This window comes from Paeniglutamicibacter sp. (assembly GCF_046714615.1).
Lineage (GTDB): Bacteria > Actinomycetota > Actinomycetes > Actinomycetales > Micrococcaceae > Paeniglutamicibacter.
The window spans coordinates 52,149-68,127 of record NZ_JBKKAP010000181.1; the positions used below are offsets into that span (position 1 = coordinate 52,149).

Annotated in this window: 16 protein-coding genes; 13 read left to right on the forward strand and 3 right to left on the reverse strand. The window is 64.1% G+C overall.

Annotated features, from left to right (window positions below):
• Window positions 1–15: 15 nt before the first annotated feature.
• From ACLQ7E_RS21345 to ACLQ7E_RS21390, 10 genes are all read left to right on the forward strand, one after another.
• A complete protein-coding gene (locus ACLQ7E_RS21345; protein ID WP_411734591.1) occupies window positions 16–414 on the forward strand; it encodes an ArsR/SmtB family transcription factor in 399 nt (132 codons plus the stop codon).
• Window positions 411–1,325 carry a cation diffusion facilitator family transporter gene (locus ACLQ7E_RS21350; RefSeq protein ID WP_411734592.1) on the forward strand — a complete coding sequence of 305 codons (915 nt, stop codon included), beginning with the start codon at window positions 411–413 and terminating at the stop codon, window positions 1,323–1,325. Before ACLQ7E_RS21345 ends, ACLQ7E_RS21350 begins: the two co-directional genes overlap by 4 nt.
• 477 nt (window positions 1,326–1,802) lie before the next feature.
• Complete coding sequence (locus ACLQ7E_RS21355) at window positions 1,803–3,320, forward strand: APC family permease (protein ID WP_411734593.1); 1,518 nt, start codon at window positions 1,803–1,805, stop codon at window positions 3,318–3,320.
• Window positions 3,321–3,392: 72 nt separating this feature from the next.
• The gene (locus ACLQ7E_RS21360) at window positions 3,393–4,604 is read left to right on the forward strand and encodes a cytochrome P450 (RefSeq protein ID WP_411734594.1); all 1,212 of its coding nucleotides are present in this window, start codon (window positions 3,393–3,395) and stop codon (window positions 4,602–4,604) included.
• 52 nt (window positions 4,605–4,656) lie between these two features.
• Window positions 4,657–4,848, forward strand: a complete 192-nt coding sequence (locus tag ACLQ7E_RS21365) for a ferredoxin (protein WP_411734595.1) — start codon at window positions 4,657–4,659, stop codon at window positions 4,846–4,848.
• Between the two features lie 2 nt (window positions 4,849–4,850).
• Complete coding sequence (locus ACLQ7E_RS21370) at window positions 4,851–6,080, forward strand: NAD(P)/FAD-dependent oxidoreductase (RefSeq protein ID WP_411734596.1); 1,230 nt, start codon at window positions 4,851–4,853, stop codon at window positions 6,078–6,080.
• Window positions 6,081–6,108: 28 nt separating this feature from the next.
• Window positions 6,109–7,524 (forward strand): glutamine synthetase family protein, encoded by a 1,416-nt coding sequence (locus tag ACLQ7E_RS21375; RefSeq protein ID WP_411734597.1) that lies wholly within the window; start codon window positions 6,109–6,111, stop codon window positions 7,522–7,524.
• Window positions 7,524–8,246, forward strand: coding sequence for an ABC transporter substrate-binding protein (locus tag ACLQ7E_RS21380; protein WP_411734598.1), 723 nt, complete (start codon window positions 7,524–7,526; stop codon window positions 8,244–8,246). The genes ACLQ7E_RS21375 and ACLQ7E_RS21380 overlap by 1 nt, the downstream gene beginning before the upstream one ends.
• On the forward strand, window positions 8,243–9,013 hold the full coding sequence (locus ACLQ7E_RS21385; RefSeq protein WP_411734599.1) for a gamma-glutamyl-gamma-aminobutyrate hydrolase family protein: 771 nt from the start codon (window positions 8,243–8,245) through the stop codon (window positions 9,011–9,013). The genes ACLQ7E_RS21380 and ACLQ7E_RS21385 overlap by 4 nt, the downstream gene beginning before the upstream one ends.
• Window positions 9,010–9,843 (forward strand): gamma-glutamyl-gamma-aminobutyrate hydrolase family protein, encoded by an 834-nt coding sequence (locus tag ACLQ7E_RS21390; RefSeq protein ID WP_411734600.1) that lies wholly within the window; start codon window positions 9,010–9,012, stop codon window positions 9,841–9,843. Before ACLQ7E_RS21385 ends, ACLQ7E_RS21390 begins: the two co-directional genes overlap by 4 nt.
• 40 nt (window positions 9,844–9,883) lie before the next feature.
• On the opposite strand, the gene ACLQ7E_RS21395 is transcribed toward ACLQ7E_RS21390, so the two are convergent.
• Together ACLQ7E_RS21395 and ACLQ7E_RS21400 are read right to left on the reverse strand one after the other, a co-directional pair.
• A complete protein-coding gene (locus ACLQ7E_RS21395) occupies window positions 9,884–10,588 on the reverse strand; it encodes a cache domain-containing protein (protein WP_411734601.1) in 705 nt (234 codons plus the stop codon).
• Window positions 10,585–11,397 (reverse strand): FadR/GntR family transcriptional regulator, encoded by an 813-nt coding sequence (locus ACLQ7E_RS21400; RefSeq protein ID WP_411734602.1) that lies wholly within the window; start codon window positions 11,395–11,397, stop codon window positions 10,585–10,587. The genes ACLQ7E_RS21395 and ACLQ7E_RS21400 overlap by 4 nt, the downstream gene beginning before the upstream one ends.
• Before the next feature lie 439 nt (window positions 11,398–11,836).
• Here ACLQ7E_RS21400 and ACLQ7E_RS21405 point away from each other — a divergent pair, with 439 nt between their 5' ends.
• Window positions 11,837–12,022: a hypothetical protein gene (locus ACLQ7E_RS21405; protein WP_411734603.1), complete on the forward strand. Its 186-nt coding sequence runs from the start codon at window positions 11,837–11,839 to the stop codon at window positions 12,020–12,022.
• On the opposite strand, the gene ACLQ7E_RS21410 is transcribed toward ACLQ7E_RS21405, so the two are convergent.
• Window positions 12,005–12,568 carry a VanZ family protein gene (locus ACLQ7E_RS21410; protein ID WP_411734604.1) on the reverse strand — a complete coding sequence of 188 codons (564 nt, stop codon included), beginning with the start codon at window positions 12,566–12,568 and terminating at the stop codon, window positions 12,005–12,007. The genes ACLQ7E_RS21405 and ACLQ7E_RS21410 overlap by 18 nt on opposite strands.
• 120 nt (window positions 12,569–12,688) lie before the next feature.
• Between ACLQ7E_RS21410 and ACLQ7E_RS21415 the strand changes: the two genes are divergently transcribed.
• The gene (locus tag ACLQ7E_RS21415; RefSeq protein ID WP_411734605.1) at window positions 12,689–13,441 is read left to right on the forward strand and encodes an ABC transporter ATP-binding protein; all 753 of its coding nucleotides are present in this window, start codon (window positions 12,689–12,691) and stop codon (window positions 13,439–13,441) included.
• Between the two features lie 2 nt (window positions 13,442–13,443).
• A partial coding sequence (locus tag ACLQ7E_RS21420) for an ABC transporter permease (protein WP_411734606.1) occupies window positions 13,444–15,979 on the forward strand: 2,536 nt, incomplete at its 3' end.

Sequence of the window (15,979 nt, forward strand, 5' to 3'; positions counted from 1 at the left end):
CGCTATCATCGTAATATGACGATGCTAGATCGGGCGGACCACGAACGCCATGACGCCCTTGAAAGCCATGCCGCAGCGGCGGCCCTCTTCCACGGCCTGGCCGATCCCACGCGCCTGATGATCCTGGCACACCTGCGCACCGGCGAGCACAAGGTCAAGGAACTCACCGAGCACCTGGGCCTGGCCCAGAGCACCGTGAGTGCCCACCTTTCCTGCTTGCGTGACTGCGGCCTGGTGACCTCGCGGGCACAGGGCCGAGCCAGCATGTTCTCGCTGGCAAACCCGCAGTTGTTGCAGGATCTGCTGGGGGATGCGAACGACTACATCGGCATTAGCGAAGGCCATGAACTGGACACGCATGACTTCACTGCGGTCCATGGTCCTTCCCATGTGCCGGAAGGAGCGCGCCGATGAGCCACGACCACGACCACGGTTCGGCAACCACCAACCGAAAGAAGCTTGCCTGGGCCTTTGGCATCACCGCGACGATCCTCATCACCGAGGTGATCGGTGCATTTCTCACCAACTCGTTGGCGCTGCTCGTTGACGCAGCGCACATGCTCACCGATTCCACCGGCCTGCTGCTGGCGCTGACCGCGGCCACGCTGGTCATGCGAAAGCCCACGGCCAAACGCACCTGGGGCTTCCGCCGGGCGGAGGTGCTCTCCGCGACCCTCCAGTCGACACTGCTGCTCGGTGTGGGTGTCTATGCGCTGATCGACGGCGTTCGCCGCCTCTTCGAACCGACGGAAATCTCCGGCGGCGGTCTGCTGGTTTTTGGCATCATCGGCCTGCTCGGCAATGTCGCCTCGATGCTGATCCTGGCTTCCGGCAAGGACGACAACCTGAACATGCGTGCCGCCTTCCTGGAGGTCGTCAACGACGCCCTGGGATCCGTTGCCGTGATCATCTCGGCGATCGTCATTTCAACGACAGGCTGGATGCAGGCGGACTCGATCGCCGCCATGTTGATAGCAGCGCTGATCATCCCGCGCGCGCTGAAGCTGCTCGGGGAGACCACACACATCCTGCTGGAATCCACGCCCAAGGGGCTTGACTTGGAAGATGTCCGGGCCCACCTGACAGCACACCCGATGGTGCTGGCGGTCCATGACCTGCACGCCAGCCAGATCGCCTCGAACCTGCCCATCCTTTCGGCACACGTCGTGGTGGAAGACGAGGCGTTCCACACCGGCGCCGCGGCCACCCTGCTGGGTGAACTGCAGTCGTGCGTGGCCGAGCACTTCGAGGTGAGCATCGAGCATTCGACGTTCCAGATCGAGTCCCACAGCCACCAGGCCCCGGAGCATGAGCGGCACGACTAGCTGTTCCGCTGCCAACCCGCCTGACGGGACGTCGGGCATCGAGCGAAGCGCTCGTGGTCCAGTTTTTTGAAACTGGACCACGAGCGCTTTTGTTTTGTCGGCTCGTCACCCATGTGCCCATGACCGGGCTTCCTCGGCTCAATAGGGCCCAGCGGCGGCCGGGCAATGGCGTTCGATGTCCAAATTTTACATTTAGAAATGTAGGTAATAAGCCGAGGGGCATCACTTTGTGCCATTGTCTTCGCGTGAACATAATGTCAAGCCTTCGACCTTGAAGCCCGTGATTTATAGGCCACTTTGCCCAAATTGTGGACGTTGACGGTCCACTGGCTCTCTTGGGGAATCTTGTTCGAGGGCTTGTGCTCTAAATCATTCAACGCTAGAGTTTTTGTTTATCGGAAGCCACGTGATGGAAGTCACAATGGTGCGTGGCTCTGTTCACTCGATCAATTCATCGAAATCCAACAAGGAGACGTCGTGTCCATAGAGTCACGTAATGTACCTGAGGCCTCATCGCACACGCATGACGAGGACGCCGCACATTTGGCAGCTCTCGGTTACGAGTATGAAACCCAGTTCAAGCGCGAAATGACGTTCTGGGGGAACGTCTCGCTGGGATTCACCTACTTATCGCCAGTGGTGGGAATCTATTCCCTCTTCGCGATCGCTTTGGGCACCGCCGGGCCCCCGATGTTCTGGTCATTGCTCATCGTGGGAGCCGGGCAGATGTTCGTCGCCATGGTCTTTGGCGAAATCGTGTCGAACTACCCTGTGGCCGGCGGGGTCTACCCGTGGTCCCGACGCCTGTGGGGCCGAAAGTGGGGCTGGATGAATGGCTGGGTTTACCTTGTCGCGCTTTTGACGACGATTGCCTCCGTGGCATACGGCGCGGGCCCGTACCTTGCTGCATTCCTCGGACTGGAAAGCAGCGTCGACGCGACCATTCTGGCGGCGCTGGTCATTATCGCGCTGGCAACCTGCCTCAACCTCCTCGGCACCGGCGTCCTGAACAAGGTCGCCATGCTCGGCCTGATCGCAGAACTCGGCGGCGCCGTCGTCGTCGGCCTCTGGCTGATTATCGGCCACCGCAACCATGACCTGGGCGTCCTCTTTGACACCTTCGGCGCCGGTGAGGGTTCCGACTACTTCGTGGCCTTCGCGGCCGCCGGACTGATAGGCATTTTCCAGTACTACGGCTTTGAGGCTTGCGGAGACGTGGCGGAAGAAGTCCCGAACCCCGGCCGCACCATCCCCAAGGCCATGCGCATGACCATTTACATCGGTGGAGCGGCAGCGATGTTCGTCTGCCTCTCGCTCATTCTCGCCGTCCCCGACTTCGGTGCAGTGATTTCGGGTGCCGACTCCGACCCGCTCGTTGGTGTGCTGATGGCGGCATTTGGCCCGGTTGGATACAGGATCGTGCTCGGGGTGGTCCTGATTTCCTTCGTCTCGTGCGTCTTGAGCCTGCAGGCTGCCGCGAGCCGCCTGACCTACTCCATGGCCCGCGACGGGATCCTGCCATTCAGTTCGCTGCTCAGCCGATTCAGCGATCGCCGCCACGTTCCGCCGTACGCACTGCTGATCGCCGGTGTGTTCCCCGCGCTGGTCGTGATCGGTTCCAAGATCTCCGAAGATGCGCTGGTCGCCATCATCTCCTTCGCCGCCATGGGCATGTACCTCGGCTTCCAAATGGTCGTGCTGGCCGCACTGCGGGCCAGGCTCAAGGGCTGGAAGCCGGCAGGCAAGTACCAGCTTGGTCGCTGGGGCATTCCGGTCAGCGTGATGGCCCTGCTGTGGGGCGTCCTGGGCATGATCAACATGGCCTGGCCGCGGACACCGGAAGCGGGATGGTTCGCCAACTACATCGTCTTGATTTCCTCGATCTTCGTCCTGGGAATCGGGGGCCTGTACCTGGCGCTTCGCAAACCCCACCTCAAGGGAAACGCCCCCGCCGCCGATGCCATCAACACCCGGGTTTCCGCCGGCGGCAGCTGAAACCACGCAACCACCATCAACTGCCGGCCAAGCGCCCAAAGTAGACCAATACCACGACGAGAGGATCGCACCATGAGTGTCGAAACCGCCCCGAACCAACTCAACGTCCCCTATCTCGACATCTCGGATCCGAGCTTCGCCATGCAGTCCGAAGAGCTCCGGAACGCCCGCGAGGCCAGCTGGTATGCGAAAACCAACTACGGCATCGCCGTGTTGCGCTATGACGAAGTCAGCAAGCTGCTCAAGAGCCCCAAGCTCATCCAGGGCAGTGCCAAGTGGCCCGCGCACAACGGCGTGCATGGCGGCTTGTTCTTTGACTGGTGGACCAAGAATCTGCTCGTGTTGGAGGGAGAGGACCACCACCGGATCCGGCGCCTGCTCAACCCGGCCTTTTCCCCGCGGCTGATCAAGGACCTGGTTCCACGCTTCCAGGTGCTGGCCAACGAACTCATCGACGACTTCATCGACAGTGGTTCCTGCGAGTTCATCGGAGATTTCGCCGAACCGTACGCCACCCGCGTGCTGACAATCTTGTTGGGCATCCCGGAAAGCGAATGGCCAACCATTGCCCGGCTTGCCTCCACCATCGGACTGGCACTGGGCGTCACCTTCAAACAGGACCTGGACAAGGTCGACGCGGCAGTGGCCGAGCTCTACGCCTACGCCGAGGACCTCATCAAGGACCGCCAAGCCAACCCGGGCGAGGACTTCGTCTCCCGGCTGGTCCTGGCCAGCCGGGATGGCGACAAGCTCAACGACGAGGAACTCCGCAACGCCCTGGTGCTGCTGATCTTCGGGGGCATGGACACCACCCGGAACCAGCTGGGCCTGGCCATGCAATCCTTCATGCGCAACCCGGGGCAGTGGGAATTGCTCGCCGAACGACCGGAGCTCGGGGCCAAGGCCGTCGAGGAGGTCATGCGCATCAACCCGACAGTCACCTGGGTGACCCGCGAGGCCGTCGAGGACTTCACCTACCAGGGACTTGAGATCGCCGCCGGCACCACCGTGCACCTGTTTACCCAGGCCTCCGGCACCGACCCTCTCGCGTTCCCCAACCCCGAACTGGACCTGCTTGGCGAGCACCCCGCCCACTACGGTTTCGGCGGGGGAGTGCACCACTGTCTCGGGCACTTCGTGGCCCGCGCCGACATGAGTGAAGCACTGCCGCTGCTGGCCAGCCGGCTTGCCAACCCACACCTGACCGGCGGGGACGAATGGCTGCCCGACTCGGGCAACACCGGCCCCATCCGGCTTCCCATCGGATTCACCAAGCGTCGCTAAGCCCCGCCCACCGCCCCACATCATCACCAGCACCAAGGAAACGAGCTCCACCATGGCACAAATCACCGTCGACCGTAAACTATGCGACAACCATGGCCAGTGCGCCATCGCCGCCCCGAAAGTCTTCTCGATGAACGACGAAGGAGTCCTTGAATTCGAGGAAATCTTCGACGATTCATTGCTGGACGAAGTCGAGGAAGCCATCGATGTGTGTCCGGTCCAAGCCATCTTCGTGAAGGACTAGCCATGGGCCAGCGGATCATCGTCGCCGGCGCTTCGCTCGGGGGACTACGCGCCGCCGAACAGCTGCGGGCAACCGGCTGGGAGGGCGAAATCCTGGTCATCGGGGAGGAAGACCATCCGCCCTACAACCGGCCACCGCTCTCCAAGGAGGTCTTGGCCGCACCAGGAACCCCCCAGGAGGCACTTGCCAAGCTGGCCTTCAGGCCGCGGCGCAGTGCCACCGGAATCCAGTGGCGTTTGGGAACCCGCATCACCGCCTCCAACCTCGCCGACCGAACCATCACCCTCGAAGACGGGGAGGAACTCGGTTTCGACGGACTGGTGATTGCCACGGGGCTGCGTCCGGCCCGGGTTGCGGTCCCCGGACCCTTGGACGGGCGCCACGTCTTGCGAAGCATCGACGATGCCCTGGCCCTGCACGCGGTGCTGCTGCCGGGAACCCGGGTCGGGGTCATCGGCTCGGGCTTCATCGGATGCGAAAGCGCGGCCACCGCGGCCTCGCTGGGCTGCGCGGTGACCCTCGTGGAGGGACGCACCGGCCCCATGGAGCGACCTCTGGGATCGGCACTTTCCGCCGGGGTGCGGGAGATGCTCTCGCGCCGCGGTGTGGACTGCCGGGCGGCGGTCTCCGTGGTCGCCTACCGGGGAGATGGATCCTGCACCGGCATCGAGCTTTCCGACGGCAGCAGGGTGTCCGCAGAGGTGATCATCGAGGCCGTGGGATCCCATGCCAATGTCGAATGGCTGCAGGGAAACGGACTGGACCTCGGCGACGGTGTGGAATGCGACAGGAACCTGCGGGTCCTGGCAGCCGACGGGCAACCGGTGCCAGGCGTCGTCGCCGTCGGTGACATTGCGCGTTACCCCGATGTTCGCAACGGGCTTCCGGCCCGGCGAGTGGAACACTGGGCGACGCCCACCGACACCGCGAAGATTGCGGCCCCCGCTCTGGTCGCCGGGATCGCCGGCCGGGCGCCGGCAGAAGCCCCGGCCCCGCTTCCGTCATTCTGGACCGACATCTTCGGAACCCGGATCAACGGCGTCGGTTCCCCTGCCCGCGCCGAGGAAACCCGAATCCTGGAGGGCGATCCCGGCCAGCCCCAGGAGGGAGTCGCGGTGGGCTACTACCGCGGGAACACGCTCATAGGCGTCGTCAACGCCGGCCTGCCGGCATCGCGGCACTTGCATTACCGGCAGCTGGTGCTCGATGCCGGCGCACTTGTCACCAACTAAGACTTCCAGAAGAAACGAGTTGAGTCCCATGACCTTGCAAGCACTGAGAACCGAATCCGACACCATGCTGGACCGCGAAGCCTTTTCCCGGCACCAGGCCCGCAACCTCGAACCCCAGATCGTCAAGGACCTCGCGGCGAAGATCCAGGCCGCCGGTGTCGAGTACATCTACTACGCGCTGCCCACCATTGGCTCGCGCGTGGTCGCCAAGATGGTCCCGGCCAACCACTTCCGCCGCAACCTGGAAAAGGGCATCGCCTTCCACCGCACAGCGCTCTCCGACCTGCAAAACGACCGCCACGGCAACCTGATTGGCGGCGGCATCGAGGCCCGCGAATTCTGGGCGCTGCCGGAGCCCGACTCCTTCGTGGTGCTGCCCTGGGACACCTCGGTCGCCCGCATCTTTTGCACCGCCTACGAACCCCCGCACCTGCCGGAGGTCGGCGGCCGCCCGCTGGCCATCGACACGCGTTCACTCTTGGCCCGGACCCACGCAGCGTTCACCGAACGCACCGGATTCGAGGTGCGCTCGGGCACCGAACCGGAAATGACCTGGGAAGGACCCGGCCTGGAGGTCGTCAAGCGGCCCGGTTCCAGCCCCGCCTACCAGGTCGAGAACCTCGAGCGCATGCGCCCGATCTACAAGAAGCTTGTCACCTACTCCAAGGCCATGGGCCTGGACATGATCGAGGGCGACTACGAGGACGATGGACAGCTCGAACTGAACTGGATGTATGACCGCGTGGAGAACACCGCCGACCGGCTGGTCACCTATCGGCAGATCTGCAAGCAGGTCGCCCGCGAATTCGGTGTCACTGCCTCGTTCATGCCCAAGCCCTACAACGGCCAGATGGGCAACGGCTGCCACCACAACCTCAGCCTCTGGGACGGGGACACCAACGTCATCGAGGACGCCGGACGCGTGGAACTGCATGTCTCGGAAACCGCCCGGCACGCCATTGGCGGCATGCTGGCCCACGCCCAGGGATCCATGGCCGTGATGGCCTCCACCGTGAACTCCTACAAGCGGTTCTGGGACGCCGGGCAATTTGCTCCCTCCACCGCCAACTGGGGCCTTGACTCGCGCGGCTGCCTGATCCGCATCTCCGCCAACGGCCGGATGGAATACCGGGTGCCGGACGCCGCGGTCAACCCCTACCTGTCCCACACGCTGCTCATCGCCTCGATGGAGGACGGGATCAACCGCAAGCTTGAACCGGGCGCTCCCGACGAGGCCTGCGACAGCGCGCCGGCGCTCGGTGCCCAGTTGCCGCTGACCCTCGGCGACGCCATTGGGGCGTTCGTCTCGGACACCTACCTGACCTCGCAGCTGCCGGCGGACCTGGTGTCGATCTACACCAAGCTCAAGGAAGAGGAATGGGCCCGCTACTGTGGCTCGATCACCGAATGGGACCGCGAAATGTACTGGGAGACGATGCCGTAATGACAACGCTCAAACTGGCCTGCATCGACGCGGTCGCACCCCCGCTCTTTTCGCTGATCGATGGCACCGGCCAACGCACCGGCTACGAACCGGCCGCCGCCGAGCTTATTGCCTCGCGCATGGGCAGGAACATCGAGTGGGTCGTCATGGGATGGGACGAGATGCTGCCCGCGGTACGCGACCACCAGGTGGATGCGGTGTGGTGCGGACAGGGCATCATTCCCGAACGCCAGGCCGTCGTGGATTTCACCCGCCCGTATGCGGTCTTCGATGAAACGGTGCTGGTGCGCAAGGGAGACCTTGCACGCACCGCGGCCGACCTGGTCGGGTACCGGGTGGCCGCCATCGACGGCAGCGCCAACATGGCATTGGCACGGACCTTCGAGGGTGCGATCATCGTTCCCTTCAGCGGGGACACCGTCTACGAAGACATGCTGGCTGCGGTCGCCGAATCGAGCGTCGATGCCATGGTCGATGACGATGTGGTGCTGGTGCCCCTGGGGGATGACCCGCGCTACGACGTGGCCTTCACCGTGGCAACCCGCAACCCGTGGGGGATCGGGGTCGCCAAGGACAACCTCTTCCTGCGCGAGGAACTCAACGTGGCACTGGCTGCCGTGATTGCCGACGGCAGCCTGCGCGAGGTGTGGGACACCTGGATGCCAACGCTCGATTTTCCGTTGGGGCACAGCCTCGAGGCAATCGCGGGCAGCCGGGCATGACTGGCGGTCCAAGGGCCGCCCGCCGCCCGCTGATAGGCGTTCCGGGCATGTGGTCGGCCAAGGTGCAGGGCATGCGCTTCGCTGGGGCCGCAGTGGCCGTCGGGGTGCTGGCCGGCATCGACCGGGCCGGCGGGGAACCCGTGGTCCTGTTTCCGGGCAGCAGCGAGTCGGCGGCCGCCCAGCTCGCCCGACTGGACGGGGTGGTCATTGCCGGCGGCGCCGACATCGACCCGCGCCGCTACGGAAGCGAGCCGGACGAGCACTATTGGCCGGCCGACCACGCGGGACAGGACGACTACGAGGCAGGCCTCCTGCAGGCCTGCCTCGATTCAGGGATCCCAACCCTGGCCATCTGCCGGGGCATGCAATTGCTCAATGTCGTCCACGGCGGAACACTGGTGGGACATTTGGCACCCGGCGAGATCCAGCACCGCGGTGCCGAGCACCAGGTGACCTGCGAGCCCGGCACGCTCCTTGCCTCGGTCTTGGGGCATGCCCCCGTGAGCACCTCCTCGTACCATCACCAGGCGGTCGACCGCATCGGAGCGGGGTTGCGGGTTGCCGCCAGGGCGCCGGACGGAGTCGTTGAGGCGCTGGAGGTTCCGGACGCATCGCTGCTGGCAGTCCAATGGCATCCCGAGGATTTGGCCGAGGCATCGGCCACCGATCATGCACTTTTCAGCTGGGTCGTCGAGGCAGCCCGAACCCGCCGGGCCACGGCGTCCCCCCGCGAGCAGACGAACACCTTGGAGGTTTTGAGTTTATGAGTACCGATCCACGAGAAGACCGGGTGTTGACCCTGGAAGAAGTCATCCCGGAAGGGTTCGACTTGCTTCCCCCCGATGCTCCGCTGGTGGCAGTGGTGGTCTCACTGACTTTCCCGGGCATGGTTGGCGAAAGCCACAGGATCATGCGCGACTTTACTCGCAGTGCCTTCGACCAATTGCTGGAAAGCGGTGCCCGCGCTGTCCTGATCGACAGCTCCGCGGCGGACCCACAGGCAGCGCTGGCCGCCGAGGAAGCCGACGCCGTGCTGTTTCTCGGCGGCGGCGACGTGGACGGGTCACTGTACGAACTTCAAGGGCCGATCCCCAAGGCCTACGGGGTGGACCGCACTGCCGATGAATTCTGCATCGCCATGATCCATCGGACCCTGGAGAAGGACCAGCCGATGCTTGCCATCTGCCGGGGATCCCAGCTTTTGAACGTGGCACTCGGCGGGACATTGGTGCCGGACATCGTTCCCTCGACCCTGCACCAGGGGCAATCCGGCCAGCCGATGTTCCTCGACGAAGGGGTGACTCTGGCCGAAGGCAGCAAGATCCACGGGATCCTGGGCCGTGGGCGAGTCACAGTGCGTTCCGGTCATCACCAGGCCGTGGACCGAGTGGCCACTGACTTGATCGTCAGCGCCGTGGCCGACGACGGGATCGTGGAGGGCACCGAGCACCCCGGGAAAACCTGGGCCGTGGCCGTGCAATGGCATCCGGAAGACCGGGACGGATCCGCTGAAGACCGCCGCGCGATCTTCGGAGCCCTGGTGGAACAGGGCGTTCTGCGGCGCCTGCAACTGGCTCAGCACGTGCAAACTGCCTGATGCGCGTGGCGGGTAGAAGTGTATTCGACCCGCCACGCGGCTACGCAGGAACCAACATGGACAGGCCCAGGTGCGGGACTTCCAAGGGAACGATCCGGCTTTCGCTGGGCGCTGCCTTGATCCTTTCTCCCACGAGGTAAGCACCGGAGTTGCCGATGATGACCCGATCGCTGGAGTTAAGTAGGGCCGCATGGCCGGGGATCGAACGCAATGCGGGTAGGAAGATTTCTTCCAGTGCCCGAACTGTCACGTCATAGCCGGCAACCCCCGCGAATTCCCCATGGATTTCGAACGGGGCGGTGTGCGTGAGGATGTATTCGTCCGATCCCAAATAATCGACGTACGGTCCCCAGATAGTTACCTCGCCGGTTCTTTCCGCGGCGCTGAAAAAGGGAAGGTGCTCGTAGTCGTAGAACCGCTCGCCGCCCGGGTCGAGGTCAAAAACCAGCTTTTCGGCCCCGTTCGGTGCAGGTGTCCACCACTCGAGGACGCCTTGTCCCTCGCTCATCCGAGCCGAAGAGAATGTTGCCCCGGATCCAACGGCGTACGGGTGCAGTTGCAGGAAATCGGAGGCGAGAGCCTTCAGTCCGGCGAGGTCGTTCTTCGTGACAAGTGATCCCGGGGCAAGCTCGTGAGTGAGCAATTCGGTGACCGCGGCGGCCATCGCGTAGGTGGCCGCCGACGCTTCGTTAAACCAAGCGGAAATGGATCCCAAAGCTGCGGCTGCTGGTGGGGAGAGACTCATTGGTTGTCCTTCACGTCGGTTGAGTAGCTCAGGGCCAGCTTCGTATCAATGAGATGGTGCGTGCTGCGCCGGATATGGTCAATCACCAATTGTTGCCCTTGATGACTGCGGTTTTCGGACACTGCACGCACCAGCGCCAGGTGTTCCGCGGTGGCCCGCTCTGCGTCAAACTCATCGACCAACGGGGACCACAAAACCTCAACCGTTTCGGCTTGCAACCGGATTTCGGCATTTGCCAGTCGGGTGGATTGGGCGGTCACAGCCAATTCAATGTGAAAGCGGCTGTCTGCCCGTGCCCTGGCCTGGGCGCCTTCGGCCAAGACCAATGAGCGGGCCATGTCCTGCAGTCTCTCCAATTCATGCGGCTCGGCCCGGTCGCACGCCAAGCGCACTGTGGCAGCGGCAATGGCTGACTGTTCGTCGCCTAGATCCCGGATCTCGGCAATCGAGGTGGACATCAGCCACTCACGCATGGCCTCCGGCTGGAATTGCGGTTGTTTCAGGATGAATGTCCCGCCGCTTCGACCGCGTCTGGTCTCGACGATTCCCTGGTCGCGCAATACGGCGAGGGCGTCCCGCAGGGTGGCTGCTGCCACGCCGAACATCTCGGACATCTCGATCTCGTTGGGCAGGCGTTCCCCGACGCGCAGCATGCCAAGCGTGATCGCCTTGGAGATGCGGTTGACGATGGCATCGGAACGTTCCAAATCAGGCAAGGAGCGATAGATCTGCGACTGGAAAGACATATTCAAAGCCAAACCGGGTTCTCCAAGCCAAACAATCGGAAATTCAGCCCAGTCTATCGGCATTATCACGTGAACCGTCGGAGCACGACCCTAAATGGAGTAGCTGATTGGCTTTGTCCGCGTCACGATTGGAACTCGGCCAGGGTTTGGAAGTTTCGATGATCCTGTTCATGGTTTCAAAACCAGGAATCCAAGACGCATCTTCGCACGGGGCCACGAGTAACGTCCCTCTGGCATGGTGCATTCCGTGAACGCGGCAAGGGTCGTGGAGCTCGGTGTGTCAGGCTTGGCCCATGACGAATCGCAGAGCACTGTGGCTTTTGTGAGCGGTGGTTGCCTGCCTGTCGCTGTTGGTTGGCGGCATCATCGTCGGAATGACGGCGCTGCTGGTGAAGAACCCGCCGGCGCCCTTTTTGGTCATTGGCGACTGGATCTATGTGAACAGCCTGAGCCAAGACGAACGTGAAGGGATCATCACGGGTCGGCTGACGGCATCGACTCGGTGCGCATCGTTCGTGTCCTGCCGAGCAGCGGCACCGGCATCACGTTAGAGATCCGCATGGATAATGCAGATCCGCAGGTGGAACAGGTCCGGGCGGTCAAGGCCGCGTGTCTTGAGGCTGGCTTGCTGTGGGACACCTTCGACCCGGTGAAGGTGGACTGCACGGTGCTACCTCTCGAGAAGTGACTCCGGGACGGATGCAGCGGCCGTGCCCTGCCTGCTTCCGGCGAGGGACACCAGTGCCCACCCGATCACTGCCGCAATAAAACCGCCGGCCGTGTTGGTGAAGATATCGGTGATGTCCGAGGCGCGATTGTTGCGCAGCGCCAGCTGGGTGGCTTCAACGCAGATCGACAAGCCCAACACCAACAGGGCGGTTTTCAGCACCGCGAATCGACGCCAATAAAAGGCCAACATCAATCCCAGCGGGGCAAAGAGCCCGAGGTTCGCCAGCATCTCCACACCCAGGTCGCGTTCCCGGTGCGCCAGGAACGGAATCCAATTGAAGGTACCGGCAGGAATCGAAGGGTCCGGCAGGGGAGCGGCGGGCAGCACGGCAATGGCCAGGCCCACGGCCCACACGGGAATCGCCACGAGCAGCACCCTGCGTGTGGCCCGCACATTGCCACGGGCAGCGAACCACAAAAGCACGGCCAGCAAGGCAATGCTGGCGGCAAAGCCAAGCGTAATAAGCAGGGCAACGGTGGGGACGGCGAAATAGAGCATAGGCATAACAGCGTATCGGCGGACCCTGTGAGCCTGCTGTCTCATACCCGGGTATGAACTAAGTGCTGGATAAAAGAGTCCCTGAGGATGATCCAAAACCATACAGTGGCAACATAACGTGGAACCATGACCATTACTGCACCACACACCAGCACCGATTTCGCTGTCCACGCGACGGGCCTGACCAAGATCTACGGCGAAGGAACCACGCGCGTCGAGGCGCTGCGCGGAGTCGACGTATCCTTCGCCCGCGGCAAGTTCACCGCCATCATGGGCCCCTCGGGTTCCGGCAAGTCCACGCTCATGCACTGCCTGGCAGGCCTTGACGATGCCAGTGGCGGGCAGATCTTCATCGGCGGGACAGACATCTCGAAGCTGAACGACGATGCACTGACCAAGATGCGCCGCGAAAAGGTCGGCTTCGTCTTCCAGTCCTTCAACCTGGTCCCCACGCTCACCGCGGAAGCCAACATCCTGCTGCCGCTGGCCCTGGCCGGCAAGAAGCATGACAAGGCGTGGCTGCAGACCATCGTCACCACCCTCGGATTGACCGACCGCCTGAACCACAAGCCCCACGAACTCTCCGGCGGCCAGCAGCAGCGCGTGGCCGTCGCCCGCGCCCTGCTCACCCGCCCCGAGGTGGTCTTCGGGGACGAGCCCACCGGCAACCTGGACTCGCGCACCGGAGCCGAGGTGCTCTCGCTGCTGCGTTCCTCCACCCGCGAGATGGGCCAGACCATCATCATGGTCACGCACGACGCCGTCGCAGCCTCCTACGCCGACACCGTGCTCCTGATGAAGGACGGCGAACTGGTCGGCCAGCTCGAGGACCCGACCGTCGACTCGGTAACCCAGGCGCTTTCCGGGTTGGGTGCATAACCTTGCTGCAGCTAGCTTTTGCCAATCTCAAGGCATACTCACGCCGCTTCATCGCGGTCACCCTCGCGGTGATGATCGGCACGGCCTTCCTGGCCGCCACCCTCATGGTCAATGCCTCGGCCACCGAAACCCTGAAAAACAGCATCGGTTCCTCCTATGCCGGCTCCGACCTGGTGGTCGGGAGCGACCAGAACGCCGATTACGCCGAGGGCGACGACTCCAAGCCCGAGACCTACGCGCTGGGTTCCAAGGCGCTGAAGGCCATTGAAGACACCGCCGGCGTGGCGGCAGTCCACGGCGTCACCAACATCGGGGTCAACGTCCACGCCGGGAGCCGCGAATACTACGCGTTGGCGAAGACCGCCGCCAAGGACGCGCGACTGAGCACCACGGTGCTTGAATCCGGGGCCCTTCCCACCGCCAGCGAACAGGTGGCCGTCGACGCCACCTACGCGAAGGAATACAACATTTCCTTCGGCGACGTTCTCGACGTGGGAACCACCACCGAAGAGGGCAAGAACATCAGCCGGCACGCGAAGGTCACCGGCATCACCCTCGCCTCCAACGACCCGCTGACCGGCTCGGCCATGAACCTCACCGTCAGCCAGTCCCTGCTCGATTCGCTCTCGGGTCCGGGGGACGCAAGCTTCGGCAACATCATCCTGATGGCCAACGACGGGGTGGACCTGCAGCGGCTGAAGGCGCCGATCGCCGCCTCGCTTGAGGCCACGGGCCTGAAGTACTTCAAAGTCACGACGCCCGACGAGCAGATCGTCGATGACATCGCCGCGTTCTCCGGCGGCAACGACCAGCTGACCATCGTGCTGCTGGTCTTCGCGCTCATCGCCCTGGTGGTCACCGGGTTGGTGGTCATGAACACCTTTGCCGTGCTCATCGCCCAGCGCACCCGCGAGCTTGCACTGATGCGCACCCTGGGTGCGGTGCGCGCCCAGATCCGTTCCTCAGTGCTCGTCGAGGCGCTCGTGGTGGGCCTGCTGGCCTCGGTGCTCGGCGTGCTGATGGCCACCGGGATCATGGCGGCGCTGATCAAGATCCTGGCCGGCACGGTGGAGGAAATGTCGTTCGCGACGCTCGCCGTCACCCCGCTGGCGATCCTCCTGCCGATCCTGGCCGGCACCGCCATCACCCTGGTGGCCGCCTGGATGCCGGCGCGCAAGGCCATGTCGGTTTCCCCGCTGGCCGCATTGCGTCCCGCGGACGACGCGGCCGTCGGCAACAAGGCCGGGAAGGTGCGCATCGTCTTCGGCGTGCTGCTGGTGGCAGCCGGCGCCGCGGCACTTGCCTACGGGGCGGTGAAGGGAGACATCCTCATCGCCTTCGGCGGGGGACTGCTCTCCTTCCCGGGCGTGCTGATGCTCGGCTCGCTCTTCCTGCCCAAGGCCGTCTCCGTGATCGGCTCGCTGACCTCCGGCGGACGGGTCCCGGGCAAACTGGCCAGCCTGAACGCCGTCCGCAACCCCGGCCGCACCACCGCCACCGCCACCGCCCTGCTGATCGGCGTCACGCTGGTGTCCATGATGATGGTCGGAGCACAGACCGCCAAGTCTTCCCTCGGCGAGGCGCTCGGCAGCGAATTCCTGGTCGACGTCGAGGTCAACGACTACGGCTCCGGCCCCGGCGCCGGGTTCGCCGCCGAGGACCTGGCCGAGGTCAAGGCCATGGACGGCGTCCAGGGGCTCGCCGAGCTCACCTCCGTGGGCAACTCGGAAGCCGGGCAGGAAATCTTTGCCACCGACCCGGCAACCCTCAAGACCGTCCTCAACAGCCGCAAGCAGTTCCCCGGCACCGGGGAGGTCCTGGTCGGCTCCAGCAACGAGGGCGAAACCATGGACGCCGTCTCCTTCGACGGCACCAAGGCGAACCTGAAGATGCTGGTCACCGAGAGCAATGCGCTTCAGCCGGTGATTGGCTGGGACACCGCGACCGAGCTCCTGGGAGCAACCAAGGAAGCCGTCGCCCAGGAGGAAAGCGGGCGCACCGTGCTCTGGCTGAATATCGACGACCAGCTCGACGCGGCGGCCCTGCGTACGCTCGCCACCGACATGGCGGACACGCTGAACGTGGACGAGTACGCCGTGGGCGGCGGGGTCATGGAAAAGCAGATGTTCAACACGGTCATCGACATGCTGCTGCTCATCGTCTCGGGCCTGCTGGCCGTCGCGGTGCTGATCGCCCTGATCGGGGTGGCCAACACGCTGAGCCTCTCGGTGCTCGAACGAACCCGGGAAAACTCGCTGTTGCGGGCCCTGGGCCTGACCCGGGGGCAGCTCAAGTCCATGCTGGCCACCGAGGCCGTGCTGATCGGAGGGGTGGCGGCGCTGATCGGCGTGCTGCTCGGCTCGGCGTACGGCCTGCTCGGCGCCCAGTCGGTCATGGGGGCCTTTGGAGCCCTGAGCGTCTCCATCCCGTGGCTGCAGTTGGCCGGGGTCATCGCCGTGTCAGTGGCGGCGGCGCTGGCCGCCTCGATCGTCCCGGCCCGCCGCGCCGCCAGGCTTGCCCCGGTGCAGGGGCTGGCCA

Bases quoted from the DNA above. Each gene is read 5' to 3' on its own strand.
- ACLQ7E_RS21380 (WP_411734598.1), top strand. From the start codon at position 7,524: ATGACAACGCTCAAACTGGCCTGCATCGACGCGGTCGCACCCCCGCTC.
- ACLQ7E_RS21385 (WP_411734599.1), top strand. From the start codon at position 8,243: ATGACTGGCGGTCCAAGGGCCGCCCGCCGCCCGCTGATAGGCGTTCCG.
- ACLQ7E_RS21415 (WP_411734605.1), top strand. From the start codon at position 12,689: ATGACCATTACTGCACCACACACCAGCACCGATTTCGCTGTCCACGCG.
- ACLQ7E_RS21350 (WP_411734592.1), top strand. From the start codon at position 411: ATGAGCCACGACCACGACCACGGTTCGGCAACCACCAACCGAAAGAAG.
- ACLQ7E_RS21375 (WP_411734597.1), top strand. From the start codon at position 6,109: ATGACCTTGCAAGCACTGAGAACCGAATCCGACACCATGCTGGACCGC.
- ACLQ7E_RS21395 (WP_411734601.1), bottom strand. From the start codon at position 10,588: ATGAGTCTCTCCCCACCAGCAGCCGCAGCTTTGGGATCCATTTCCGCT.
- ACLQ7E_RS21365 (WP_411734595.1), top strand. From the start codon at position 4,657: ATGGCACAAATCACCGTCGACCGTAAACTATGCGACAACCATGGCCAG.
- ACLQ7E_RS21400 (WP_411734602.1), bottom strand. From the start codon at position 11,397: ATGCCGATAGACTGGGCTGAATTTCCGATTGTTTGGCTTGGAGAACCC.
- ACLQ7E_RS21390 (WP_411734600.1), top strand. From the start codon at position 9,010: ATGAGTACCGATCCACGAGAAGACCGGGTGTTGACCCTGGAAGAAGTC.
- ACLQ7E_RS21345 (WP_411734591.1), top strand. From the start codon at position 16: ATGACGATGCTAGATCGGGCGGACCACGAACGCCATGACGCCCTTGAA.
- ACLQ7E_RS21410 (WP_411734604.1), bottom strand. From the start codon at position 12,568: ATGCCTATGCTCTATTTCGCCGTCCCCACCGTTGCCCTGCTTATTACG.
- ACLQ7E_RS21370 (WP_411734596.1), top strand. From the start codon at position 4,851: ATGGGCCAGCGGATCATCGTCGCCGGCGCTTCGCTCGGGGGACTACGC.
- ACLQ7E_RS21360 (WP_411734594.1), top strand. From the start codon at position 3,393: ATGAGTGTCGAAACCGCCCCGAACCAACTCAACGTCCCCTATCTCGAC.